Origin of the sequence: Streptomyces sp. NPDC058664 (assembly GCF_042716635.1) — a bacterium.
In the GTDB taxonomy this organism is placed as follows: Bacteria; Actinomycetota; Actinomycetes; order Streptomycetales; family Streptomycetaceae; genus Streptomyces.
The window spans coordinates 1-25079 of record NZ_JBHXRW010000083.1; the positions used below are offsets into that span (position 1 = coordinate 1).

Sequence of the window (25079 nt, forward strand, 5' to 3'; positions counted from 1 at the left end):
GCTCCGCTGCGGCACCAACCGGATCACCGACATCATCAAGGCCGTCGTCGCCCTTCACCACACCCCATCGTGAGGTTGGAAAAGGCTCAATGACGACAGAGGGTGTCGGGTTTACGGCCGACGATGGACGTATGCGCGAAACCCCAGAAGAACTCAACAAGCTCCAGTTCCTCCTCGACTCCTCCCTCTCCGGCTCGACCGCACACCTCCGCTCGATCGTCGAGGGCCGCACCATCACGGCGGCGCAGCTCACCGGGGTCCTCACCGGCATGTGCACGCTCGCCCTCTCCACGGTGACCGCAAAGGGCGAACCGCGGATCAGCGGCGCCGACGGGCACTTCCTGCACGGCCGGTGGCACTTCGGCACGGCGCGCAACGCCGCCAAGGCCCGTCATCTCGCGGCCCGTCCGGCCGCCAGCGTCGCGCACATGCGCGGCGAGGACCTCGGCGTGTTCACCCACGGCACGGTGGAGGAGCTGAACCCGAAGGACGCCGAGACCACGGCCGACTGGCAGGAACTCCTCGCCTACTTGAAGGACTTCTACGACGACGACGACGCCTTCGACTGGAACCGCGAGGTCGTCTACTACCGGCTGAACCCGCACTGGATGACCGTCTACGCCCCCGACCTCGACAAGCTCACCGGCACGTGACGCCGAGCCCGTCAACGAGGGCCTGCACCTGCGCGTACGTGGGTGCGGGGCCGGTCGACGGCGCGCCGTCGCGTACCGCCAGCGCCGTGGCTACGGCCTCGCCCAGCGCCCGCCGGTACAGCAGCGACCCGAGGCTGCCCCGCCCCCAAGCTCTCAACTCCGCTTCGCTGCGTTCGAGCAGGGGGCCGCTCGGCGTCTTGCCGGTCCAGGGGACCAGGAACGGCAAGGTCGCGAGTTGGCCCCGAACCCATGGAGCAACTCCGCAGAGCACGACGACGGACCCTTGAGTTCCCACCGAGAACCCTTCAGATCGCGTGAACTTACGGGACTCGACGGATGTGAGTAGTTGGGGTACAGGAAATCCCGGCGAGAACGATCATGGTCGTCTGGCAACGGCGACAGCGCATGAAGGAGGCCCGTCGACGGAATACCGGTGCAAGGAGCCTTTTCCAACCTGAAGCACCTGCCAGTCGGAGGACCCCGCGGCAGCTCCCCGGAGGCGCCAGTCAACTGGTGAAGACCTGGCCAGGAGCCCGTGCTGGACTCGGGTAGCCGATCAACGACAGTCCGCTGACCAGTGCGGATGCCAGGTTGGAAAGGGCTCATTGACTGCGCCCAGCGCCAATTGACGCCGTTTCATTTGGTGGAGCAGGATCAGCCTCACTGCGGCCCTACACCTCGAACATCGAGCGGACAGCGGCCCTGGCGGACTTCCTCCACACCTACAACCACCACCGCTGCCACACCGCACTCGGCGGACATCCGCCCATCACCCGCGTCAACAACGCTGCGGGTCAATACACCTAGGGCCTCTTGGCCAACAGCCGGTTCCTGACCGTGGCGAGGACCTCCGTGCGGCTGCGCGGGCCGTTGTCGGCTGCGATGAGGTGGTCGCCGATGCGCAGTGAGAAGGTGATCAGGCAGCGGGCCTCGACATCGCCCTCGTCGGGGCAGAAGGCCCCGTAGAGCTCGCGCAGATAATCCATGCGCCGGTTGTCGGCCCGCCGGAGGCGGCGCGCGACGGCTTCGTCGCGCCGGGCCCAATCGCGGATCGCGAGTTCGACCCCGGCGCTGGTCACGGGCGTTTCGCCCGACCCTACGAAGTCGAAGAGACGCCCGAGCCGCTCGCGAGCGTCGCCCCCGTCGCGTTCGATCCGCTCGATGAGATCCTCGGTGACCCCGCGTTCCCAGGCGTCGAGCATCTCCTCCAGCAGGCTGGCACGGTTGCGGAAGTAACCGTAGAAACCGCCCTTGCTGACACCGAGCGACTGGGCGAGGACCTCGACCCGGACGGCTTCGGGGCCGCCGACGGCAAGCGCACGCAGCCCTTCCTCGATCCACTTGTCCCGCGGTGTGCGGATCGTGCCCATCCGTGTCTCCCTCGCATGTCCCGGCCAAGTATACGGAGCCGTATGGATGGGTCTATGCTTGATCTATACGCCACCGTATAGACAGGGATCTGCCATGAGCGATCTGCGCCTTCCCGCAACCGACCACACGTCCCGCCCCTGGCGGATCCACGAGATCGCCGGCGACTTCCGACTCGAGGATCTGTGGGCACTGCCGACGCCCGGCGGCCCCGACGACCTGCACCTCCTGGTCCAGCAGATGGCAGACGGCAAGGACGGTCCGGACGGTGGCAACCCCGTGGGCCGATTCCTTTTCTCGGTGCGCTGGAAACTCGGCGCGCTACTCGGATGGGACAAGCCGAACTCAGGCGTCGGCGGCCGGGTGACGACGCTGCGCGACCGGCTGCCGGACGACCTGCGTAAGGGGCCGCAGGGGCCCGACCTCAGCACGGCACCCTTCATATCGGTCTTCCAGACACACAACGAGTGGGCCGCCGAATACGCCAACAAGACCATGCACGGAGTGATGCACATCGGCTGGGTCTCCGACGGAAACGGCGGTTACCGCGGCCAGATGGCCGTCCTGGTGAAGCCCAACGGCCGCCTCGGCTCGCTGTACATGCTCGGCATCAAACCCTTCCGTTACCTAGGGGTCTACCCGGCCCTGATGCGATCGATCGGCCGGGAGTGGCGAGAGAACACGGCACGCTGACACCCCCTCCCCGCAGCCCCTCCTCGAACGGCACAGGCTCGGGCGAAGACACGAATGATCGTGGTGGAACTGCTCCACCCGCCCCCCCGCAGCCGGGAATACGCACACTGGTGGCAGCGGGCGGGCGCCAGCGTTGATGTGTGCGGCATGCCTGATGGGAGAAAGACCGCACCGGATCGGCCGCTGTGTCACAGGGTGACCAGCCGGCTGCCAGGGAGCGACCGCATGCCAGCGAATCGGCTGCCACCAGCCCGCACATCCACACCAAAAACACCCCTTCCCACCATCGAGCCATCGAGCCGGCGCACTGTTCCAGGGTGACGGCCCGGGCACCCACGAGGCGCCCACCTGCAGCCGCACGTAATGTGATGCCACCCTCTTCGCCCCTGCCTGCTGGGCGAGGCTGACCGGAAGGCACTGAGAACATGACTGGGCAACGCGACCGTTGGGCAGAACTGACCGGCGGACAATCCGGAGAGGACTACGCTCAGCGTTTCGCGCAGCTTGCCGAATCAGGCCACGACATCCACGGCGAAGCCACCTTCTGCACCGCATTGCTGAAACCCGCCGCCCGAGTCCTCGACGCCGGCTGCGGCACCGGCCGGATCGCCATCCGACTCGCGGAACTGGGCCACCACTGCACCGGCGTGGACATCGACCCCTCGATGCTCGCCGTGGCCCGCCGAGACGCCCCCACACAGGAATGGCTCCTCGGAGACCTGACCCGCCTGGACACTCTCGGCCTGGACCAGGGCTTCGACCTGGCGCTCGCCGCCGGAAACGTCATCCCCCTCCTGGCCCCCGGCACCGAACCCATGGTCGTCCGGCAGCTGGCCGCCACACTGCGCCCCGGCGGTCTGCTGATCACGGGCATGGGACTGGACGCAGCACACCTGCCGCTGCCGGAACCGACGGTGACCCTGACAGAATTCGACCACTGGTGCGCCCAGGCCGGACTGACCCTGCGACAGCGCTACGCCACCTGGAGCGGCGACCCCTACCACCAAGACTGCGGCTACGCCGTCAGCGTGCACCGCCGCCCCATCACATGAGTCCGCACCTTCGCACCACGGTCCGACCCGAGCAGATACCCGAGCGATCTCATGCCTTGATCGCCTGCACCCCGCAACGGGCGGCAGGGCGTCGGACGCGACCACGCACCCGATCCGAAATCCGACCCCGGCGGGACAGAAGCCTCTGGCAACCCCCGCCCCACTAGCTTGATCTTTAACCTGTGCGGCGTGGACGCGGGGCGCTGGGTTCTTCGTCCGGCGTTTTGTTGGCTTCGGTCTGCCGACGGTGTGCACGTCGTAGCGTGTGGTGGGCTGGTTGTTCCTGCTGCCGGGTGGCCGTCCTGGGCCGGGCCGGGAGAATTTCGGTGCTCCGGTCGGGCAGGCGGCTTTCGGGCGAAGGTGCCGAAAACCGCGGCGGACTCGCGCGGGGGTAAGCCTGCCCGCGGGGTTTGGCTTCTCCCAGGGCCGACGTAGGTAGGCCGCCAGTGGACGGGCGAGCCGGAGGCTACCCCACCCCTGACGGTGGGGTCGTTGTTCGCCGTCACGGGCGGTCTACCCCCGGCTCCAAACCACTTCGTGCGCCAGGTTGCCACGGAGCACCAGCTGTTGATCACGCGCCGTGCCGCCGGGACCGGCAGCGGCACAATCGGATAGTGACCATGAAATTTGCCGCTCGATGATCCCCGCCCAGAGCAGTGCTCAGCACATGGTCAGCTATTCGTGTTCGGGCAGGTCGAGATGCACGATCCGGCCAGCGGGAAGGACGTCGGCGAGTTCGCGTGCTTCCTGGGCGCTGCGGGCCAGGACCAGCTCCTTCGCGACGTCCGGGCAGGAAGCGATCAGGTCGGGGCAGGGTCGCACGACGCAGTACAGTGCCCGTCGCCTGCCCGGCACGTAGAAGGGGACGCCGCGGGCGTACGGCGTCCACGTCACCGGCTTCTCCACCCGCAGACCCGAGGTCCGCCACGCGTACCCGGCGACGGCGGCGAACAGCTCGGCGACCTGTTCCGGCGACAGCCGGCCCCACCACGCCCTCGCCGTGGCCAGATCCTGGCGCTCCTTCTCCTCTCGCTCGGTCTGCTCACGCGCCAGACACGCGTCGCGTTCCACCCGCTCCTGCTCCCGGCGCGCCCTCCTGCGCCCACCGGCGCCGCATCTGTTCCATGTAGAGGCGGTGCTCCTCCTCCCGTTTCAGCCTCCTCGGCCTTCCGTACCCGTTCCTGCTCCTCCAGCTCCTTCCGGCGCCGCTCCGCGGCCTCCTCCCGCTCCTGCTGCCGGGCCTCCCGCTCGGCTTCCTGCCGCTGCCGCATTACTTCGTGCTTGTCCTGATCGACGATCGACTTCCGCGAGGTCCACCACTGATCCCGCTTGAACCGTCGCTGCTCGCCCTTCACCACCCGGTACACCCGTCGGTACCGGGGCAGCACCTCGGCTGGCATGACCTGCTCCTCCAGCGCCCAGCGCACGAACCGCTCCAGCGGCTCCTCACGAAATTCCCACCGCCCACTGCGCTAGATGAACCCGGCGAGCCCGTCGTCCACCACCCATTGCTGCTCGCGCTCCTGGGGAGCGCGGACCCGGACGGCCGGCACCGCGCTGATCCACTGCGGCGGCCGGACATCCGGCGACACCCAGCACACCCGAATCCCCTCGGCGGCGTACCGGTCGGTGCGGGCGGCGATGTCGTCCACGGTGATCGGCGACAACTGCGCCTCCCAGGCCATCCGCCGGCTCCCGTCTGCGGACCAGGCCATCACGTCCGCCCGCCAGGACCCGTCCTCGGCCGACACCTCCAGGGCCGCGAACCACCCGGCCGCCCGGATCGCACCCGCCATCTCCAGCTTGAGCATGTGGTGCTCCCACGACTCGTTCGACAGCTCGCACGACGGCGGCCGCCCGGGATCGTGGCAGAAGAACCGCCGCTTCCTGGGCCCAGAAAGCTTGGGGTGCAAAGTCCAGGCGCACGCGGGGCAGGTGAGCGGGAAGCGGGGCCGGGCCTTGTGGATCCGGGCCCACTCCAGGCCATGTCCGAGGTCGGGAAGGGTGGCGTCGAGGCGGCCAAGGTCGGGGTGCAGCGCGGTGAAAGGCGTGAATCGCATCTCCTGGCGATCCGGCGTACGTACGGCGTACCTGACAGGACACCAGGTATCAGGCACCACTGACAGAGGGCCGTATACGTCGCGTCGGTCAGGGCGTCCCGACGCCGAACCGGACCTCGATCCATTCCGCGGCCCGGATCCACTTGAGCTTGACCATCCAGCCGAACTCTACCCGTCTCACTCGAAGGTGAGCGGCGGCCTGCCCCGGGCACCGAGTACTTGGCCGGACGACGCAGCCGCGCCGGACTCCGCTCGACACCGGTGAGCCGAACACCGCCCAGATAGTGATGACGGCCGGCTGACCGGCCGGAGACTGGGGCGCCGCCGGATCGGGAGGCGCGCCGTCGGCGGGCAAGGGCCTGGGGCGACCGTACCGACGAGCTGTGCGAGCCGTGCCTGGACGAGCACTTTGCCCGGGTCGAAGCCGAGCGTGTCACGTGGCGGCGGACGGAGCAGGGCGCCGTACGGGAGGCGGCAGAGATGGAGGAGAGAGTGAGGAAGGAGCGCGACCTGTTCCGTCGGCGAACCTGATGTGGTTCAGGCAACGGCCGAAGACCCTTCGCGTGCTGGACGTCGTATTCGGCCAGGTAGACCAGCGCGCCGCCGCGCTGGTACTCGTGGTTGACGCGCATCGCCCTGGTTCGCCCTGACGCCAGGGTCGGATGGCAGCGGCAGAGGGCCTGGACGGAAGTCTTTCATTGCTGGAGACGAGGCACTCGTCGTCGCCCAGGGGTTCGCCGTCGAAGACACAGGCGTACAGGTCCAGCACGCGGGCGGCCTCGGCCTGGACGTTCGGGTCGTCAAGGACCGGTACTGCCGTGGCTTGATCGCGTCGGCCTCGAGCCAGCGGCGCACCGTGGAGGCCGACATGGCCGGGGCGATGGGGGGATTCTGCGCGTAGCGGCTGCGGGCTCAGGTGGCGGGCGGGGCTGTCGCGTGGCGCGTTTGCTGGGTCAGGACGCTGGTGGCGCGTTCCAGGAGTTCGCAGAGTGCGGCGTGTTCGGTGGGTGTGAACGCGTCGGTGAGCGCGCGCTCAAGGATGACCACCTCCTGGTAGGCGCGGTCCAGCAGCGCCTGGCCCGCATCTGTGAGGGTGGCGATCTGCACCTTGGCGTGCACGGGGGACGTCTCGCGGCGGATCAGTTTCTTGGTCTCCATGTTGGTCAGCACGCTGCTCATGCTCTGCTGCGTGACGCCGCAGGACCGGGCCAGCTGGGCCCCGGACAGGCCGCCTTCGCGCGAGAGGATCAACAGCACGGTGTACTGCGTCATGGTCAGCCCGTAGGCACGCAGTACTGCCTCGTGGTGCGCCATCAACGCCTGTTCTGAGCGCCTGATCCGGGTGCAGAGGTCGTTCTCGATCGGGACTTCCACCACGACTCTCCCTTAATTAGCAGGTTCATGTGTTGACTAAGGATCCTGATACGCCTAACGTCCTTAAGTGTAAGGATACTGAGTCAACACAGGGGGAAGTCCTCATGAAGGCTGTTGTGCTCGACACCGACGACCGCTACCGGGTCACCGAAGTCCAAGAACCCGCCCCCGGCCCCGGCCAGGTGGCGATCCGGGTGGCCTACGCCGGGATCCAGTGGGGCGACACCATGGTCAGAGACGGCCACTTCCCCGTGCCCCGCCCCTTCGTCCCCGGCTTCGAGGCGTCCGGGCACATCGCCGCGGTCGGCGAGGGCGTCGAATCACGCCGGATCGGAGAACCCGTCACCGCGCTGACCGGCTCGGGCGCCTACGCCGAGGTAGTCCTGGCGCCTGCCGTGCTCACGTTCGGCATCGGCGACATGCCGCTGCGGACGGCCGCAGGTCTCGGCTGGGGTACACCGACCGCCTACGACCTGATCAACACCGTCGCACGTGTGCGGCCCGGCGAACGCGTGCTGATCCACGCCGCCGCCGGCTCGGTCGGCACCCTCGCCACCCAGTTCGCCCGACGGGCCGGAGCCGACCGGATCGTCGGCGTGGTCGGCACCGCCGACAGGGCCGACTATGCCGCGCGGTTCGGGTACGACCAGCTCCTGTTGCGCAAGGAATTCCCGACTACGCTCGGCGACGACACGTTCGACGTGATCCTCGACCCGGTCGGCGGCTCGACCCGTCACGCAGGGCTTGCGCAGCTCGCCGCGCACGGCCGACTGGTGGCATACGGCAACCTCGCCACGTACGAACCTGTCCTCGCCGACGCCAACGACCTGCTCATGCAGGGCACATCGCTCCTGACCTACAACAGCAACCTGCTCAGCCAGACCTACCCCGAGCGGCTCGCCGACAGTGCCCGCCGTGCACTCGACCTCGTCGCCGATGGCCAGGTCCGCGTGGACATCACTGCCGAGTACGACCTCAAGGACCTGGCCATGGCCGTGCAACGCCTCGCCGAGGGCGCAACCCATGGCAAGAGCATCCTCCGCGTCGCCTGACAACACGCAGAAAGCACCGGCCACGAAGTGGCTCCCGCGGTGAACCCCGCCAGGACGGAAGTGATCACCTCGGACGCGGGAGTAACTCGCGTATGACCCTCATCAGCGCTGGGCAGCGGCCCTTGGCCGATGCCCAGCCTGCCGTGCCCCACACAGCCATACCAAGCGCGTCAAGCCCCGAACACTTTCGGAGTTGACCATCTAGTTCTTGCGTGCGGTTACCAGGGCAAAGGAGAGAAACTCTCCGCCGTCTGCGGTGAGCATGTCGATGACCGGCTGGTTGGCGCTCTGGCCGTCTGGCTGATGCTCGGCGCATGCCTGGGTCCACAGCAGCCAGTCCTGCCAGGCATCTTGCTGTAGCCGCGCGGACGTGACCTCCACCAGTTCAGTGATCGCCCACTGGAAGCGCCACCACTCCGCCGTGTGCCAGGCGATCGCTTCCCAGCCCACCACGTCCTTGATGTGGGACGGGATGGCCCCGAGCTCACGGGCGTCCCGTGTCATGGCGGGAGTCGCCATGGCGAGTTGTCCACCGGGGCGGAGAAACCGGACCAGGTAGGGCAGGTAGTTGTCTGCCGTACCGAAGTACTCGAACGCGTCGACGCTCACGATGGCGTCAAAGCTCTCCTCCTCGAAGGGCAAGGCGTGTGCCTCCGCTCGCACAGCCTCCACTTGATCGCCGACACCCGCGTCGGCGAAGACGGCTGCCGCGTCCTCGGGGGCGATCCACAAGTCGGCCGCGACGACCCGGGCGCCGTACTCGCGGGCCAGGAACACCGACGTGGCGCCCTTGCCGGAACCGAGGTCGAGAATCCGCATCCCCGGGCGCAGATCAAGGTCCTGGGCGAGGTCCTCCAACATCCACAACGGGTTCGGCCCCATGGAGAGGCTGAGCAACCAGCCAGGGTCATAGCGGGAGGAGCGCGGATAGCGGTCCGGACGTACGAGGTCATTCAAGGCAGTCACGAGCACGAACCCAAGCCGATCATCGCTCCAGGCACAACCCGGTTTCGCCTCGCTGCTTCGACTCCCCGCCCAGGTGCAGGCGTGGCAACAGTGAGCCTTTTCCAACCTGGCATCCGCACTGGTCAGCGCACTGTCGTTGATCGGCTACCCGAGTCCAGCATGGGCTCCTGACCAGGTCTTCACCAGGTGACTGGCGCCTCCGGGGAGCTGCTGCGGGGTCCTTCGACTGGCAGGTGCTTCAGGTTGGAAAAGGCTCACTGCCGTTCGGCCGCCCGCGCGTGACCGCCACGGCGATCGGACACCTCGTCCGCGCCGGCCTCCTCGCCTACCTCGGCGGCGACCCCGCCACCCCCGGCGTCCACCCCGACCAGGCCGCCACCCTGGCCCGCCGCCGGGACCTGCCCGCGCTCCTGGACCGCCACGTCCCCCTCGGCCCCGACCAGGCCGCCCGACGCCTCGGCGTCCGCCGTGCCGAGTGGGACCAGGTGGTGCGTCTCGGTTGGATCGCCCCCGTCAGCACGGTGACGATCGACTACAAGCGCGCCCGGGGCGGGGGGGTGCCCCTATGTGTTTGGTCAAGGTCGAGGACCAGTAGGTTCGTGTGGTCGAGGGTGGGGTCGAGCCGTAGGGGTGTGCATGGGTGATAGCCAGGTCACGATCAAGCTCACGAGTGACGAGGCGCTGGTGTTGTCGGACTGGCTGGAGAAGTTGCAGATGACGGACCTGAGCCGGGTTGTCGACGATCCGGCGGTCTGGGCGCCGATCCATCGCATCGCCGGGACGCTGGACAAGTCACTTCCTGGGCTGTTCGCGCCTGACTATGACCAGCGACTTGAGGCCGCTCGGCAGCGGCTTCGGCCGGAGGAGGACTGACCGGTGAGTCTGAACCGTCACCTGGTCCCTGCGGGTTGGGGTTCGTAGAAGGTTCCGTCGCGGAGCATCGCGAAGAGGACGTCGGCTCGTCGTCTGGCGAGGCAGAGCAGGGCCTGAGTGTGGTGCTTGCCCTGGCTGATCTTCTTGTCGTAGTAGGCCCGCGAGGTCGGGTCGCCAAGGGCCGCGAACGCGGAGAGGAAGAAGGCCCGTTTGAGTTGCTTGTTTCCTCTTCTGGATGGCTGTTCGCCGCGGATCGAGGAGCCCGAGCTCCGGGTGGCCGGGGCGAGGCCGGCGTAGGCGGCGAGGTGGCCGGCGGTCGGGAAGGTGCTGCCGTCGCCGACCTCGATCAGGATGCGGGCTCCGGTCCTGACGCCGATGCCTGGCATCGAAGTCAGGACTTTGGAAAGAGGGTGGCCCTCCAGGAGTTCCTCGATCCGCCGGGCCAAGAGTTTCCGCTGGTCAAGCACGGCCCTCAGCGAGCCGGCGAGGCTCGGGACGATCAGTGCGGCCGCCTCGGTCCCAGGGACCGTCACGGTCTGCTCGTCCAACGCGGCGAAGATCTCCTCGACCAGACGCTCGGCCATCCTCGGCGCCTTCGGCCGCAGTAGGGTGATCAGCCGCCGACGGCCGGCCTTGCGTATCTGTGCCGGTGATCCGAACCGTTCCAGCAGCGTGAGGACGGCCGGGTGCTGCAACCGCGGCCCCAGCACCCGTTCCAGCGACGGATGGATCTGGGTGAGCAGGCCGTGCAGCCGGTTCGCGACCCGGGTCGCCTCGCCGGCCAGGTCGTCGTCGAAGCCCACGATCATCTCCAGCTCGGCGATCGTCTCGTCCTCGCCGTCGATTGCCCGCAGCGTGTGCGGCATGGCGCGGGCGGCGTCCGCGATGATGAACGCGTCCCGCGCGTCGGTCTTGGCCTCACCTGGGTAGAGGTCGGCGATCCGCCGCATCGTCAATCCAGGCAGGTAGGCGACCGGACAGCCCATGTCGCGGGCAACGGCCAGCGGCAGGGCGCCGATCGAGGCCGGCTGGTCGACCACGACCAGCACCGTTCCGTGCTTGGCCTTCAGCTTCGCGAAGAGCTCGCGGAGCTTGGGCTCGGTGTTGGGCAGGCGCTTGTCGAACGCCTTCTTCCCGGCTGGGGTGACGGCGGTGGCGTGGTGTTCGCCCTTGCCGACGTCCAGGCCGAGGAAGACGTCGATGCCGCCGGTGTCGATCACGTGCAGGCCCCTTCATCACGCTTTCGTCCGGCCTTGCCTCGGCACCGAGCTGCCACATCCACGTTACGGAGAGCTCTTCCGGCTCGGGTGAAGCCGGTGCTCAAGCCCCTCATCAGCGGTCCGTCGATGCCTCCGGACCCGGTGACACCACCCCCCGGATCATCAACAACAAGGGGGGGGAAGTCATGCCGGACCCGAAGGCCAGAGGCCCCATTGCGGAGCCACGAAGAAGGTAACGGGGGGGGGACCGACGTCCCGCTGTACTCCGGCCAGGACATCGCCCTCCTGCCCGTCACCCGCCCGTCCGTGGACTGGCACGCCCTGCGCACCCTCGCCCCAGGCCGCCGTTCCCCACTCGCCGCCCTCGACCCGATCGACCCGCAGGAGGGCGACACAGCGTTCTTGGCGGAGGTCGCGCGGATGACCGGGGTGGGCCGGGCGGCCGTGCAGCACTGGCGCCGCCGCCACGCCGACTTCCCCACCCCCATCGCCGGAACCGACATCCACCCACGCTTCGAGCGAGCCGCGGTGGTCGCCTGGCTCCTGGCCCACGACAAGATCGCCCTACCTACAGGCGTCCCGTCGGCCACCCTCACCCTGTGGTCCGACGCGGCGGGGGAGCGCCATTTCCGGCTCGATGACCCGGTCCTGGAGCTGGCCGACGACGAAGCCAAGGACGACCACCTGTCCGGCTGGATGGACGACGACACGGCCGACGCCCTCGCCGCGCTCACCACCGCCCAGGACGGCGCGTCCGTCCGCCGGCTCACCGCGCCCGCCACGCCCCCGCTCGCGGTACCGGGCCGGGGCGGGTGGTCGAGCGCTACCGGTCCGGCTCGGGCGGCCTGCGCGTCACCCTCGCCTGGCCCGCCGGCCTGCGCGGCACCGCCGCACGAGGAGCGGCGGGCGGCCAGGTCCGCCACGTCGTCCCCCAGGACGCCCCCAGCCCGATGTGCCGGTGCGCACGGCCGGCCTGCGGCGGCCTGGTCCCACTGCCCACTGCGCCGAGCACTCCAGGGCCGACGTCTTGGCGATGGAGTGACATTCCCGCCGACGGCGTCCGCTGCACGCACCTGGCCCGCCTCACCGCCCCGTAAGTGATTAGCGCAGGTGCCCCGGCTTCGGCCGTGGACACCGGCGGCTCCCGCATCGATGAACGGCCTGGTTGCCCCGCTCGAACGCCCCGCGCGCAGGCGGGGGCGTTCACGTGTGCGCCGAAGGGCCGTACCCGCCGGACAGCGGGTACGGCCCTGGTGTCGTAGGGGCGGTGGTCGTCAGTGCCGGTAGGACTTCACGAAGAGGGAGTCACTGCTGTCCTGGTGGCTGTTGTTGACGCCCATTCCCGAGGCGTAGCTCCTGTTCTCCTCGCCGGCCCAGTCCACGATGGGGTTGTCGCCGCTGCCGTAGTCGAGGTGTTTGAAGGACTGCGGGGAGTCCTCGGCGGAGCCGAACTGGTAGACACGGCCGCGGGTGGAGTAGGGCTGATAGGGCTGGTAGGGGCCGTTCTTGACGGTCTGTTTTGCCAGGTCATTGTTGAAGAAGATGTTCTGGGGGCCGCTGGAACCGGACCAGTTGACGGCCTTGAAACCGGCGCTCCAGTAGATCGGCCACCAGGTGCCCTTGTCGCCCACGCCTCCTTCTCCGCCGCAGTTGGCGGTGCAGCTGCCGGAGGAGTGGTTGTAGGGGACGTGGACGGTGTTGTTGTCGAAGAGGTTGCGGCGTTCCCAGCCCCCGTGGAGGTTGAGGTCGGAGTCGAAGTCGTTGGCGAAGGCGACGTTTCCGGAGGAGGACCACTGGAAGGTGAAGTGGCGCAGGTTGCGAGTGGTGTTGAAGGCGTAGAGGGAGTCCCAGACGCGGGAGCCGCGCAGATATCCGTTGCCGCCCTTGCCCTTGTTCCAAGCGCCGTCGAAGTGGTTGTTCTGGACCTGGAGGTTCTTGGCGACCTCGGTGACGATGGGATGGGAGCCGACCATCTCACCTCTGACCCCTCTGACCCAGGAGTTGGCCGCCCACTTGAAGACGATGCCGTGCATGGCGGCCTCGGGGGCGAGGTTGCCGTAGTTGTGGGTGGCGCAGTTCGGGGCGGGATCGGTGCACTCGGCGCTCAGACCGTCGCTCTGCTGGGTGAAGGTGAAGTCCTCGAACCCGACGTCCGTGATCATCTTGAGCGGAGTGACCTTGCTGGGGTAGACGGTGCCGCCGATCGCGGGGGAGCCATCGGAAACGGAGGTGACGGGGACGTCGAACTCCAACGGCTTGTCGATGGTGATGGTGCGTCGGGCACTGTCCACCGACGAGATGACGAAGACCTGCTGGCGCATGTGGAGGTTTTCCAGCTTCCCCACCTGGCCGACGGTGTCCACCCCTTGGCTGTCGTAGAAGCCGATGGTGTTCGCCGCCCCGACCCACAGGTAGCCGCCCGGCTTGAAGACGGACATGTCGGCGGAGCCGTTGAGCGGGATCGTGGTGGCGCCCTCACGTGCGGCGTAGCCGGGGGTGGCGGTGTTCTCGGCGAGGGTGACGCCCGATTCCCAGTGCTGGTTGACCGATCCCTCGAACAGGTCCCGGCGGTTCTCCGGGATCGCGGAGATGTCACCGCACATGCGCTGGTGCTTGGCCGACACCTCGCGGGTCTGCACGCGGAACAGGCCGCGTCCGGGCCAGATCCACCCGCCGGTGCCGGTGATCGAGCCGCCCAGCTTGCCGGGGCATTCGTAGCGCATCGCGTCCTGGTCCCAGCGACTGCCCTGGTAGAGGGTGTCGTACTTGGTCGCGGCGTCCGGCCGGAAAACGATCTTGGTACCGCTGCCGGGCTTCGTACCCTGGCCACGGATGACCAGGTAGGAGGCGTCGACGGACAGCTGCTTGCTGACCTCGACGGTGCCCCTGGGCAGTTCGATCGAGGAGAGCCTGTCGGGCGAGGCGTCGGGGGTGCAGGTGGTGCGGATGTCGTCGATGGCCTTCTGGATGCCGGCGGTGTCGTCCTGACCGTCGTCGGGCTTCACGACGTAATGTTCGGCTAGTTCTTCAGGGGTGATCGCGCAGCGTGGATCGCCGGAGAGGGACGAGGCGTCCGGCAGCGGTTCGCCGCCTCGGTACCCGGCCTTGCTCCAGTCCGGCAGACCGCCGCCCGGACCGCTGCGACGGTTGTTCCCGGCGAGGATCCGGTCCGCGGTCTCCTGGGTGTCGTACTCCACCGTCTGCACGGAGGGCTGCGCGGAGCCGGCCGTGGACGTGCAGCGGAACTCCCGGCCGCCGTTGTCGATCTGGCCGCTCGCCTGGGTCAGGCAGCTGCTGAGCGCCTTCTGCCCGTAGGCGTTCGGGTGGACGGCTTCCTGCTTGTCGCCCTGGGACCCCCACGGCAGCAGCAGGTAAGGAACCCAGCGCACCCATTCGGCCTTCGCCGCAGGCAGCGGGACGGCCAGGGTGTTGGCCACAGTGGCCTGCTCGGCACCGCTGTGGCACAGTTCGTGCCCGGCGAGCGCGTCCTGCACGTCGAGGAAGAAGGCGTCCCCTCGCCGTGCGGCGCTCCTGATCATCGTGCTGATCGCCGGGATGACCTCGTTGCGGGCCCAGGAGGCGTCCTCGTTGTAGAACGGGCAGCCGCCCGACGTGTAGCGCTCGTAGCTCTCCGTCGGGTACCGGATGTGGGCGCTGTCGGCGATCGGGCCCGCGTAGGACTGGGCCACCAGGCGGTAGTACCTGCTGTCGTACCCCTGGGAGCGCATGGCGGCGTGGATGCTGTTCATCGTCTCCACCGCCTTGTCCTCGACCCCGGTGAGCTTGCCCCGGAAGGCGCTGTCCTGCCCGCCCTTGCAGGCTCCGAAACCGGACATGAAGCGCTGTGCGCAGCCCGACACGATCCCGGAGAAGTCCAGGTCGTTGCCGCCGACCGAAAGCACGATCGTCTTGACCCGGTAGTACCTCGCCAGATCCTTCAACTGCTCGACCTGCGGCCGTTCTCCCTTGAACTCGCTGCGGACCACGTGGTCCGTGGTCGCCCCCGAACAGGCCAGGTTGAACCGTCGCGCGGGCGGGATGCCGTCGATCTCGGCGCCGGCGATCTCCGACATGTCGGAGCGGTCGCAGCCGCTGCCCCCATCGTAGGAGGTGTCCCCGTAGACCCCTTGCAGGTCGTGCTGGCAACTGCTCTCGTCGGCGTTGCAGGCGGACGCGGCCCGGTCCGTGCCCCAGGCGGAACCGGCGTTGCCGGTGTTCGCGTTCCCGGCCCACCGCCCGGCCTCGCCCGAGATGTAGCTGTCACCCATCGCCACCACGGCCGTCGGCTTCTGCCGCACGGTCCAGATCACGGTGGTGTTGTTCCCGACGCCGCCCTGCCGGTCGATCCTGAAGGTGGAGAAGTCGCTGCCGTTCTCGTCGTAGCTGTTGGAGCCGATGAACGGGTTATTCCAGTGCAACTGCATCTGGCGGTTGTTGTCGCTCGTCTCCAAGCAGTTCTGGGTGACGTACCGGACGTTTCCTTCCGTCCCCGTCGCGAGCCCCGAACTCTCCGACCCCCACGCCGCGCCCTGTTCCCTGGAGATGAGACCGGGCGGTGCGGCGGTCCAGATGCCGTGCGACAGGGCGTGCCGCTCCAACGTCAGGTCGCAACCGGTGAGGTTGACGAAACTCACCCCGGTGCTGCGTGCGGCCCCGGTGGACGGCGGCACGCACGGGGCGTTCGCTCCCATCACACCGAACCCCGCACACGCGGTCACTGGCTCGAATTCCACCGTGCAGTGATCGGAAGGGGAGTTCGAGGTGCCCGGGTTCGCCGTCGCCGTCAGCGGGGCCGGGTCGTTGGTGACCATGTAGTCGTACTCGTTACGCCGTTGGCCCCCCACGCCACAGTGATAGGTGGGGTTCCCGCTGGTCACGAAGCGGGCGCCCTGCGGGAGTTGGTTGCCCCACGTCGGGTTGATGTTGAAGTCGCCCATGACCGCCCACGGCAGGCCCTCGGCAAACGCGAGGGCCGACGCGGCGTCGACCAGGCGGCCCACGTCGCCACCGCCGTTGAGGGCGTGAGCGCTGAAGAAGATTCCCTCGTGGCCGGCGGCATCGGGGACGACCGCGCCCAGCATGGCCTTGGACGCCACGTCGTCCGCGACCGGCGGCACCGGGAAGAAGTCTTGCGGCGGTATCGGTGCGTGGACTATCAGGGCCACTGCACGCTGCTGCCTCATGTTCGTCAATTTGTAGACGTAGACCTGCTGCCCACCGGGTGGAATCCAGGTGTACGAGAGCAGGCGCAGCACATCTGTCGGCCCCGGTCCGTACGTCCACGAATGGAGCACTTGCTCGTTCTCGAAACCGCTGATCCCGTTGGCCGGATCCCCAGGATATGCGACGTCCCGCACCTCCTGGAGCGCCACGACGTCGTTGCGCGCGACCAGCCCGGCTATTTCTCCCCAGCGGTGGGGTTGGTTCGAGTTCCGGATGTTGTAGGTTGCGGAATCGAAGTGACTGACGCTCCATACGCCGATCTCGGCGGCGGCTGCCGGCTTGCCGCCGATCCCCACGAAAAGCCCGCCGAACAACGCGAGAACGAGGGCGAGGAGCGAAGCTCTCGGCCGTCTCGCCCGTTTTTTACTCATATGGTCTTCCGTATGTTTTCTGGATAGGTGAGGGAGGAATGCCCTGGACTCCGGTCGGTTTTTGTTCACCGCCCGGACGGGCAGTGGAAACCTGGTGTCGTGCGTGCTCGCGCGAGCCGACAAATCCGCCGGGGATCCAGACTCCGTAAGGTGGCCCGATAGATCGTCGGCTTCATCGAACCGACGACATAAAGACCCCTCAAGGGAAGATCGCATACGTCGCTATCGGTTCGCTAACGAGCAGCTAGCGTGGAACGGGATTTCGTGTTAGACGTCGGATGTCATCGAAAGCTCAGCTACGCTGACGCACCTCGACCGCCCGATCATGGCGTTTTCGAGGGAACGTCTTGTGTGATGTGCCCCATTTTTACTGATCTTTTCGTTAGTTCAGTGGGTGTACTGGGGTCGTTGATGGGATCCTGATGCGGTGTCTTTCCAACCTTCCTCTGTTGTTCCTCTTGATGCTCGGCGGCGGTTCTTCAGTGGTTCGGTGTTTAGTTTTCAGCGGGTGCTGTGTGCTATGACCTGGTGATGTGACGGGATGTCGTGGTCTTGGTGAAGGCGTGGCGCTGTTTTGGTACTGAGGAGTGCCGCCGATGCGGGCGTGTGGGTGGTGCTGAGTCTGTAGGCGTTCGAGGGGTGGGCTGCAGCGGTCCCGTTGTGGGCGTGGTGTTCTGAGTGCTCCGCGACGCTCCTGTTCCGCTGCGTGTTCACCTGCCGGTGGCCCCGTCTCCCATTTTTGGTGGCCGGGAAGGCGGGCGTTACTGGGGTTCGTCTTCGTCTGTTTGGGTGTTCCAGGTGGGCAGGGGTGTTCCGGCTGCGGTGGTGATCGTGAGGATGTCGCAGCCCATGAGGTGGACGGCGGTGGTCAGGTGTTGGCGGACCGCTTCGTGGTCGTGTGGTGGGTAGCTGACGCGGACTTGGTGAGGGCTGGCCATGTCGTAGGTCAGCTGCCAGTTGGTGTGGGTGGTTGCGAAGTGGTCTTGTCCTGACTGGCCGTCTTCCGTTCGCCAGGTTCCCCGGTCTGAGGTGGGGGCCAGGGCGTCGCGGAGTATGCGCAGGCGTTCGGCAGAGGGGAGGAGGCCTTCGGACAGGCGGAGGCACCGGTGGGTGCGAGGGCGGAAGGTGTTGAACCACGGCGCGAGGTCCGGCTCCATGTCGCCCAGGAGACGGGAGCTGAGGTGTCGGCTGCTCCAGCCTTCCAGGAACTCCGCTGTGCCGTTGGGAAAGGACTCGTACTCGCCGTCCCGGCTCCAGATCACGACAGGCCAGTGGTCTGGGTCGCCGGTGGTCGGCCAGCACAGCCGGTCCGCGTCCGTGGTGGTGCCCCAGATGAGGAGACCGCCTGACGCCGGGTGCAGTGGGTAGGGGTAGCGCTTCTGTCCGTCCCATCGAAGAGATGCGAAAGGGCTTCCGTTCTGCCGCTCCAGGCCGTTGTGCGGGCTGTCGCCGAAGGGTGTGTGCAGGTAGAGGAAGTCGCAGAACTCGCCCCAGCCGTATGCCTCGACGAGGGCCTTGTAGTCCTCGGGTAGTTGTACGCCGAGATCCTGCTCGACTGCGGTCCAGTCCCCGTGGGCGTCAACGGGTTCAGCCGGCGGCGGCACGAGCCTCGTGAGGGAGCCAGGAAGGGGAAGGGGGTTCTTCGGGCGGGCCATGTTGCCAGCGTAGGTGTCCGCCTGGGCCGTCGGCTGAGCCGGTCGCGGTGCCAGTGCACGAATACCGATGGCCGCGGTGAAGCTTGGCCCGGCGACTCTTGCTGTTCGACAGGAACACGCCGAGCTTGACCTCCGTGCCGTCCTCCAGCCGTTCCACGTGGTCCCTGGGGACAGTCACAGAGCCCGTCCAGGGGGCCCCATGTTTCGCTCGAAGGCGCTCACCGGTGCCGTGGACGGCTTCGCGGCCTCCGCCGCCGGTTTCGCGGTTCAGGTAGGCGATCAGAGGCTGTCAGGGGTGGCTTGGGGGACCGTCACCGGTCTTGCCCAGTCCATGCCCTGCTGCGCGAGGGCGGCGAGCTGGTCGGCGTCTAGGCCGTGTATCGAAAGTGGATCTTGAGCTGTGAATGATCACAGTTCATGGGGCGGGGAGATCTCACGGACGAACAGTGGGCGGCGCTGGAGCCGTTGTTGCCAAAAGGTGCCAGGGCGGGTCGGCCGCCCGTCCGGCCCCGGCGGCGGTTGATCGACGGCATACGGTTCCGGGTCCGGACAGGGGTTCCGTGGCGGGACGCGTTCCTGCCGAGTACGGGCCGTGGGGCCGGATCTACGACCTGTTCCGCCGATGGCAGCGGGACGGCACCTGGCACCGGGTCCTCACCCGGCTCCAGTCCCTTGCCGACGCGAGGGGTGCGATCACGTGGGACCTGCGCGTCGATTCCACGGTGTGCCGCGCTCATCAGCATGCGGCCGGGGCGCGGAAGCAGAGTGACCCGCAGAAGGAACCGCCGGGCGGTGTCTTCACCGAGCCCTGTGATCACGGACTGGGAAGGTCGCGCGGCGGGTTCACCACCAAGCCGCACCTGGCCGTCGAGCAGGGCCAGAAGCCCCTGTCGATCGTGGTCACGGCCGGGCAGCGCGGGGACTCGCCGCAGTTCGAACCCGTGCCGGCAAAGGTCCGCGTGCCCCGCATCGGGCCGGGCCGGCCACGTGTCCGTCCCCATCGGGTCCGCGCCGACAAGGCGTACGCCTCCCGCAGGAACCGCGCTTACCTGCGCCGCCGCGGAATCCTCTGCACCATCCCGGACAAGGCCGACCAGGCGCGCAACCGCCGGAAGCGCGGCTCCCGCGGAGGCCGGCCGCCGTGCTTCGATCCGGTCGACTACCGCGAGCGTCATGCGGTCGAGTGCGGGATCAACCGCCTCAAACCCCACCGGGCGGTGGCCACCCGGTACGACAAACTCGCCGTCCGCTACGAAGCGACAGTGCTGGTCGCAGCGATCAACGAGTGGCTTTGACCAGCACCCTTGCAACATAACCGCGCTGAATAAGCCTCGATGGCCCGTTGGCGCTGGCGCGCCCGTCGCGATGTGCCGAGCCTGAAGCCTCACGAGCTTCGCGTACGCCACGCGCTCCATGCCAGAAAGCCGATCAGGACAACCACCTGAACAAGGCACGCGGTCCAAACTACCGTCAAGAGGAGAAACAGCGCAGGGAGAAGCAGCAGCGTTCCGCACGCTGCAGGGAACACCCCGACAGCTCTATTCCGTGCCAGGAGGTGGGCGATGACCATCAGCGACAGCGAGGGGAGGGCCACGATTACGAGGAGACCTGCAAGGAAGGTGACGTAATCCTCGACGGGACCCCCTTCCAGGACCATGAACGCACCGAGGAAGACGGCCCACACCCCACAGAAGACCACCAGGTACCTGTAGACATCCCGCCCGATCAACGCCTCGATCTTCGCCGCACCACTCACCGGCATTCCTCCTCGTGACGTCGCGGTCGGGTCACCGGTATCGACGAACCGCGACGGGTACACCCTGGCACGTCAATTGAACGCGTTCAAGTTTTCCTTCGGAAGGTAGGGCAGGACGTCTGGAACCGGCATGGGCCTACGCCGCAGCGGCGAACTGCACTTTCACAACAGGCCCTAGTCGCCCAGCAACCGCCACGCCGTCAGGGCCACGCGCGCCCTGGCCAGGCCCGTCGGGGTGGTGAGGTCCACGGACAGGGCTCTGCCGATCAGATCGATGCGGCGGGCCACGCTGCTGTGGTGCAGGTGCAGGACGCCGGCGGCCCGGCGCAGCGACCCCGCCGCGCAGTACGCCTCCAGCGTGTCCAGGGTCTCCCGGCTCTCCAGGGCTTCCCGGACCTCCTGGGTCTCTTCCTCGGGGTTCCCCGGGTCTCCGGCCACCCGGACGAGCGCCGCGACGTCGGGGTTGCCGCGCAGCACCTCCCTCGGCACCTCCGCGAGCAGCGCCAGCGCGCCCAACTCCGCGTGCTCGAGCACCGGTTCGCGCGCGGTGGTGAGACGCAGGGCGGTGCGGGCCTCCCGCCACGCCAGGTCCGGCTTGTCCGCCGCGCCGATGCCCGCCCGCACGCCCGCGGGGAACAGGGTTCGGTCCACGGCCGAGGCCAGGATCACGCCGACCCTGCCGATCCGCGCCGCCTTCACGGGCCGGCCGGGGCAGACGACTCCGCCCACTTGGTCGAGCGGCAGTCGTGGCGACCGTACGGCGGCCACCCGGACCGGCGGCCCGGCGGCGAACCCGAGGAGCCGCAGCGCCCGCGCACGGGCCGCCTCGTCGGTCTCGGCGCTGATGACCAGCTCGACGAGCGCGGGGTCCGCCATCGTCGTACGGGCCGGACCGTACCGTTCGACGGCGCCCGCCACGGCGAGGGCCAGCCGGTCGAGCAGCACCTCGTCGAGCAGTCCGGCCGGGCCGGACCGCTCCAGCCACACCCTGCCGATCTCCTCCTCGTCGAGGACCACCGGGGCAGTGCCGGACGCGGGCCCCGCCGGGCCGGCGGCCTCGCGGCCGTCCGGCGCGACGCGGATCGTCCGCCCGGTGCCGTGAAGTCCCACGCCGGTGACGCACTCGGCGAGACCGGCCGAGGCCCGGGCGAGCGCGGGAAGGTCCACGCGCCTGCGCATCAGGGTGTCGTAGAACGCGACGATGCGGAGCGCGCCTTCGACGTGCGGATCGAGTCCGGACAGCCGTACGGCCAAAGCCTCCATGGCAGCAGGATAGGAGGACGGGCAGGCGGAGGGCGCGCGCCGATCGGCGCGCGATCGGCCTCGGATGCCCGACGGACGGCGGACGACCCGCCGCGAGCGGTTCCCCGAGGATGATCGTCATGGACCCCGAACTCGAAGCCTTCGTACCGTTCTTCCCCCGTACCGACCTCACCGACCCGGTCACCGCGCGGAAGAACTTCGGCCAACTGGCCGCCGCCGTACCGGTCCCCGACACCACGGACATGGAGGTCGAGGACCACATGGTTCCCGCCGATTCGCCCGTGCCGGTACGGGTCTACCGCCCGCACCAGGCCCAAGGCGCCGTCGTCTGGCTGCACGGCGGCGGATTCCTCATGGGCGACCTGGACACCGAACACCCTTGGGCCGCCCGCATCGCGGCCTCCTCCGGCGCTGTGGTGATCTCGGTGGGCTACCGGCTCGCCCCCGAACACCCCTACCCGGCCGCCCTGGACGACGCGTACGCCGTGCTGGAGTGGGCCGTCGCGCACGCGGCCGAACTGGGCGTCGAGCCCGACCGCATCGCGATCGGCGGCCACAGCGCGGGCGCCAACCTCGCTGCCGCGGTGACCCTGTGGGCCCGCGACCGGCAGGGGCCGCCGATTCGTTTCCAGCTGCTCAACCAACCGGGTCTCGACGATCGGCAGGACTCGTGGTCGGCGGTGAACTTCACGGACACGCCGTGGTTCTACCGGGAGAAGCTCACGGCCTCGTGGCGGTACTACCTGGGCGGCGGCCCGGCGACCCCGTACGCCGCCCCGGCCCGCGCCGAGGACCTGACCGGCCTGCCTCCGGCGTACCTCGCCACCGCCGAGTTCGACCCGAACCGCGACGAGGGCATCGCGTACGCGCTGCGCCTGCTCCAGGCAGGGGTGTCGGTCGAGATCCACCAGTGGCCCGGCACCTTCCACGGTTCGCAGGCGATCCTCTCCGCCGAGGTCTCGCAGCGGCAGAACGCCGAACTCGGCGCCGTCCTGCGCCGGGCCCTGGCCGGATGAGGCCGGCCGGACGAGCTCCGAGCGCGCACCCCCTCGCGTGCCGTCGCACCACCCGCACCCTCCCGTCGCACCCGACCGAAGGAGTACGTACGCCGTGAAACTCCGATCGAAGATCCGCCTCTCCCTGATCGCCGGCGTGGCCGCGCTCACCGCCTGCGTGGGCACGGTCGCGGCCGCCCCCACCCCGCAACCGACGACGGCCGGGACGGCGTCCGGGGCGGCGGCGACGCCGAACCGCGTCGAGCCCGCACGGCTGCGCACCGCCCTGGACGCCGTCCACCGGGCGGGCGTCCCCGGGGTCTTCGGCGAGGTGCGGGACGCCGGCCGGACCTGGCGCGGGGCCTCCGGGGTCGCCGACCTCGCCACCGGACGGCCCGTGAGCCCCGACATGCGCCAACGCGTCGGCAGCATCACCAAGACCTTCACCGCCGCGGCCGTCATGCAGCAGGTCGAGCGGGGCCGGATCCGGCTCGACGCGCCCGTCGGCGACTACCTGCCCGACCTCGTGCCGGGGGAGCGGGGCAGGAGGATCACCGTCCGGATGCTCCTCAACAACACGAGCGGCATCCCCGACTACATCCCGTACGCCTTCCCCTCCCTCCAGCGGAACTCACCCACCAGCCTGGACGACAACCGCTTCCGTGAGTTCCGGCCGGCCGAGCTGATCGCGCTGGGACTCGCGGCGCCGCCCGCAGGCGAGCCCGGCGGCCCCACGGGCGTCTACTCCAACACCAACTGGCTGCTGCTCGGCCAACTCCTGGAACGGGTCACAGGAACCACCGCCGAGCGCTACATCACCCGACACGTCATCGACCGCGCGGGGCTGCGGCACACCCGGTTCCCGGACGGGCCGACGATCGACGGGCCGCACGCGCGCATGTACGAGTCCCTGTGGGGCCTGCTCGAACCGCCGCGCGACTACAGCGTCTACAACATGTCGTGGACGGGCACGGGGGCCGCCCTCATCTCCACGATGGACGACCTCAACCGCTTCTACGCGCGGCTGCTCGACGGCAGGATCGTCAGCCGGTCGTCCCTGGCCCAGATGCAGCGCACGGTCCCGGTCCGCGCACTCGACGGGACGATGATCGAGTACGGCCTCGGGCTGCACAAGGTCGTCATCTCCGACTGCGGCACCTTCTGGGGCCACGACGGCACGGTGTGGGGAGCCGGCACGATCTCCCTGACCCGGGCGGACGGCGGCCGCCAGATGTCGATGGCGGTCAACCTCCAGCGCTGGAACCCCCGGAGCGCGGAGGGAACCCCGCAGCCCCACCCCATCGACACGGCCCTGAAGGCGCTGTACGACCGGTCCCTCTGCGACGCGTAGCCCGCGTGCGGCGCGAGGCCGCCGAGGCGCACCGGGAATTCCGGTGCGCCTCCCCGGGCGCCCGCATAGCCTCCCCGACATGTCCCTTGAGATGAACGACGCCGTACGCGGCCTGCTCGACGCCCCGCACATGGCCGTGCTCGCCACGCTCAACCCCGACGGGGCCCCGCAGAGTTCGGTGGTGTGGGTCAGCCGCGACGGCGGAGAGTTGCTGATCTCCACCACACAGGGCCGCCGTAAGGCCCTGAACATGCTCCGGGACCCGCGCGTCGGCCTGACGGTCTTCGACCCCGCCGACCCCGACCTGTACGTCGAGATACGCGGCACGGCCACCGTCACCGAGGACACCGGCCGGGCGGTGGCCGTCCGCATCGCCGAGGAGTACCTCGGTCCGGGCGGCGGCAAGGAGTACGCGGAGGCTCCGGCGGAGGAGGTCCGCGTGGTCGCCCGCATCACGCCGACCAGGATCCTCGGCAGCGCCACCAGGGTGGCCTAGTACTGCAACGGTTCTTGTCGTGACGGTTTGACTGCTTGGTCGTTGGTCTGGTCATGGGTGGGGTTCTGGTTGATGCCCGGTCGTGGGCGGATGAGTTGAAGGCTCTGCATGAGCGGTTCGTGCACCGTTTCGCCAGGTCGGAGCCGCGTGAGTCGGCGCTGGCGTATATGCGAGGGCTGGTAGCTCCGCTCGAGCGCAAGAACGGGTGGACGCTGGCCGAGGAGGCCGGTCATGCGGGTCCGGACCGGATCCACCGGCTGTTGAACCGGATCGACTGGGACGCGGAGGAGGTCCTGGACGATGTTCGCGAGTACGTCGTGGAGCATCTCGGCGACCGGGAGGCGGTGCTGATCGTCGACGACACCGGTTTCCTGAAGAAGGGTGTGAGGTCGGCCGGGGTTCAGCGGCAATACTCGGGAACGGCAGGGCGGACGGAGAATTGCCAGGTCGGGGTCTTCCTCGCCTATGCCGCCGGCCGCGGCCGCACGCTGATCGACCGCCGCCTCTACCTGCCCACCTCCTGGACCGACGATCGTGAACGGTGCCGGCGGGCCGGCATCGATGACGCGGTCGCTTTCGAGACCAAGGTCGCGATGGCCAGGGCGATGGTTCGCCGGGCGATCGAGGAGAAGATCCCGTTCGGGTGGGTGAGTGCGGA

23 protein-coding genes and 2 pseudogenes are annotated in these 25079 nt (G+C 68.6%); 13 read left to right on the top strand and 12 right to left on the bottom strand.

Annotated elements, in window-relative coordinates; translation table 11 throughout:
- The first annotated feature begins 131 nt into the window (after positions 1-131).
- Positions 132-653, top strand: coding sequence for a pyridoxamine 5'-phosphate oxidase family protein (locus tag ACFWUY_RS37245; protein ID WP_384120559.1), 522 nt, complete (start codon positions 132-134; stop codon positions 651-653).
- On the opposite strand, the gene ACFWUY_RS37250 is transcribed toward ACFWUY_RS37245, so the two are convergent.
- Entirely contained in the window at positions 640-879 is a 240-nt protein-coding gene (locus ACFWUY_RS37250) for a hypothetical protein (protein WP_384120562.1), read from the bottom strand. The genes ACFWUY_RS37245 and ACFWUY_RS37250 overlap by 14 nt on opposite strands.
- Before the next feature lie 431 nt (positions 880-1310).
- Between ACFWUY_RS37250 and ACFWUY_RS37255 the strand changes: the two are divergent.
- Positions 1311-1460: pseudogene (locus ACFWUY_RS37255) on the top strand (IS481 family transposase); the annotation flags it as partial.
- Here ACFWUY_RS37255 and ACFWUY_RS37260 read toward each other — a convergent pair.
- Positions 1457-2023 carry a TetR/AcrR family transcriptional regulator gene (locus tag ACFWUY_RS37260; protein WP_384120564.1) on the bottom strand — a complete coding sequence of 189 codons (567 nt, stop codon included), beginning with the start codon at positions 2021-2023 and terminating at the stop codon, positions 1457-1459. The pseudogene ACFWUY_RS37255 and the gene ACFWUY_RS37260 overlap by 4 nt on opposite strands.
- Positions 2024-2117: 94 nt before the next feature.
- On the opposite strand from ACFWUY_RS37260, the gene ACFWUY_RS37265 reads away from it, so the two are divergent.
- Both ACFWUY_RS37265 and ACFWUY_RS37270 read left to right on the top strand, forming a co-directional pair.
- On the top strand, positions 2118-2714 hold the full coding sequence (locus ACFWUY_RS37265) for a DUF2867 domain-containing protein (RefSeq protein ID WP_384120566.1): 597 nt from the start codon (positions 2118-2120) through the stop codon (positions 2712-2714).
- A 425-nt stretch (positions 2715-3139) separates the two neighbouring features.
- Positions 3140-3766, top strand: coding sequence for a class I SAM-dependent methyltransferase (locus ACFWUY_RS37270; RefSeq protein WP_384120568.1), 627 nt, complete (start codon positions 3140-3142; stop codon positions 3764-3766).
- 175 nt (positions 3767-3941) lie between these two features.
- Here ACFWUY_RS37270 and ACFWUY_RS37275 read toward each other — a convergent pair.
- The 4 genes and pseudogenes from ACFWUY_RS37275 to ACFWUY_RS37290 all read right to left on the bottom strand — a co-directional run.
- Positions 3942-4231 (bottom strand): annotated as a pseudogene (locus ACFWUY_RS37275) (transposase); the annotation flags it as partial.
- 210 nt (positions 4232-4441) lie between these two features.
- Positions 4442-4837 (bottom strand): hypothetical protein, encoded by a 396-nt coding sequence (locus ACFWUY_RS37280; protein ID WP_384120571.1) that lies wholly within the window; start codon positions 4835-4837, stop codon positions 4442-4444.
- Positions 4838-5238: 401 nt separating this feature from the next.
- Positions 5239-5826: a competence protein CoiA family protein gene (locus ACFWUY_RS37285; protein WP_384120575.1), complete on the bottom strand. Its 588-nt coding sequence runs from the start codon at positions 5824-5826 to the stop codon at positions 5239-5241.
- Positions 5827-6738: 912 nt separating this feature from the next.
- Positions 6739-7200, bottom strand: a complete 462-nt coding sequence (locus ACFWUY_RS37290) for a MarR family winged helix-turn-helix transcriptional regulator (protein WP_384120578.1) — start codon at positions 7198-7200, stop codon at positions 6739-6741.
- A gap of 104 nt (positions 7201-7304) precedes the next feature.
- On the opposite strand from ACFWUY_RS37290, the gene ACFWUY_RS37295 reads away from it, so the two are divergent.
- A complete protein-coding gene (locus tag ACFWUY_RS37295) occupies positions 7305-8252 on the top strand; it encodes a zinc-binding alcohol dehydrogenase family protein (RefSeq protein WP_384120582.1) in 948 nt (315 codons plus the stop codon).
- A gap of 201 nt (positions 8253-8453) precedes the next feature.
- Here the strand turns inward: ACFWUY_RS37295 and ACFWUY_RS37300 are convergent, their stop codons facing one another.
- Positions 8454-9224: an SAM-dependent methyltransferase gene (locus ACFWUY_RS37300; protein ID WP_384120586.1), complete on the bottom strand. Its 771-nt coding sequence runs from the start codon at positions 9222-9224 to the stop codon at positions 8454-8456.
- 272 nt (positions 9225-9496) lie between these two features.
- On the opposite strand from ACFWUY_RS37300, the gene ACFWUY_RS37305 reads away from it, so the two are divergent.
- Together ACFWUY_RS37305 and ACFWUY_RS37310 are read left to right on the top strand one after the other, a co-directional pair.
- The gene (locus ACFWUY_RS37305) at positions 9497-9862 is read left to right on the top strand and encodes a hypothetical protein (RefSeq protein ID WP_384120590.1); all 366 of its coding nucleotides are present in this window, start codon (positions 9497-9499) and stop codon (positions 9860-9862) included.
- Complete coding sequence (locus ACFWUY_RS37310; RefSeq protein WP_030556546.1) at positions 9855-10091, top strand: hypothetical protein; 237 nt, start codon at positions 9855-9857, stop codon at positions 10089-10091. Before ACFWUY_RS37305 ends, ACFWUY_RS37310 begins: the two co-directional genes overlap by 8 nt.
- Before the next feature lie 17 nt (positions 10092-10108).
- On the opposite strand, the gene ACFWUY_RS37315 is transcribed toward ACFWUY_RS37310, so the two are convergent.
- On the bottom strand, positions 10109-11311 hold the full coding sequence (locus ACFWUY_RS37315; protein ID WP_384120593.1) for an IS110 family transposase: 1203 nt from the start codon (positions 11309-11311) through the stop codon (positions 10109-10111).
- Positions 11312-11617: 306 nt separating this feature from the next.
- Between ACFWUY_RS37315 and ACFWUY_RS37320 the strand changes: the two genes are divergently transcribed.
- Positions 11618-12412 (top strand): helix-turn-helix transcriptional regulator, encoded by a 795-nt coding sequence (locus ACFWUY_RS37320; RefSeq protein WP_384120595.1) that lies wholly within the window; start codon positions 11618-11620, stop codon positions 12410-12412.
- 173 nt (positions 12413-12585) lie between these two features.
- On the opposite strand, the gene ACFWUY_RS37325 is transcribed toward ACFWUY_RS37320, so the two are convergent.
- Complete coding sequence (locus ACFWUY_RS37325; RefSeq protein WP_384120596.1) at positions 12586-16848, bottom strand: GDSL-type esterase/lipase family protein; 4263 nt, start codon at positions 16846-16848, stop codon at positions 12586-12588.
- Positions 16849-17666: 818 nt separating this feature from the next.
- Entirely contained in the window at positions 17667-18560 is an 894-nt protein-coding gene (locus tag ACFWUY_RS37330) for an SMI1/KNR4 family protein (RefSeq protein ID WP_384120598.1), read from the bottom strand.
- Positions 18561-18977: 417 nt separating this feature from the next.
- Here ACFWUY_RS37330 and ACFWUY_RS37335 point away from each other — a divergent pair.
- A protein-coding gene (locus ACFWUY_RS37335) for an IS5 family transposase (protein WP_384120600.1) occupies positions 18978-19855 on the top strand; the annotation gives its coding sequence in 2 pieces (ribosomal slippage) (positions 18978-19130 and positions 19133-19855; 876 coding nt in all).
- An 89-nt stretch (positions 19856-19944) separates the two neighbouring features.
- Here ACFWUY_RS37335 and ACFWUY_RS37340 read toward each other — a convergent pair.
- Positions 19945-20316 (bottom strand): hypothetical protein, encoded by a 372-nt coding sequence (locus tag ACFWUY_RS37340; RefSeq protein ID WP_384120602.1) that lies wholly within the window; start codon positions 20314-20316, stop codon positions 19945-19947.
- A 174-nt stretch (positions 20317-20490) separates the two neighbouring features.
- Positions 20491-21579, bottom strand: coding sequence for a helix-turn-helix domain-containing protein (locus ACFWUY_RS37345; RefSeq protein WP_384120604.1), 1089 nt, complete (start codon positions 21577-21579; stop codon positions 20491-20493).
- Positions 21580-21698: 119 nt separating this feature from the next.
- On the opposite strand from ACFWUY_RS37345, the gene ACFWUY_RS37350 reads away from it, so the two are divergent.
- The 4 genes from ACFWUY_RS37350 to ACFWUY_RS37365 form a co-directional block, all read left to right on the top strand.
- Complete coding sequence (locus tag ACFWUY_RS37350) at positions 21699-22595, top strand: alpha/beta hydrolase (protein ID WP_384120606.1); 897 nt, start codon at positions 21699-21701, stop codon at positions 22593-22595.
- A 94-nt stretch (positions 22596-22689) separates the two neighbouring features.
- Positions 22690-23925, top strand: a complete 1236-nt coding sequence (locus tag ACFWUY_RS37355) for a serine hydrolase domain-containing protein (protein WP_384120608.1) — start codon at positions 22690-22692, stop codon at positions 23923-23925.
- Positions 23926-24004: 79 nt separating this feature from the next.
- Positions 24005-24421, top strand: a complete 417-nt coding sequence (locus tag ACFWUY_RS37360; protein WP_384120610.1) for a PPOX class F420-dependent oxidoreductase — start codon at positions 24005-24007, stop codon at positions 24419-24421.
- A gap of 53 nt (positions 24422-24474) precedes the next feature.
- Positions 24475-25079: IS701 family transposase (locus tag ACFWUY_RS37365; RefSeq protein ID WP_384120612.1), on the top strand; the 605-nt coding region annotated here is incomplete at its 3' end.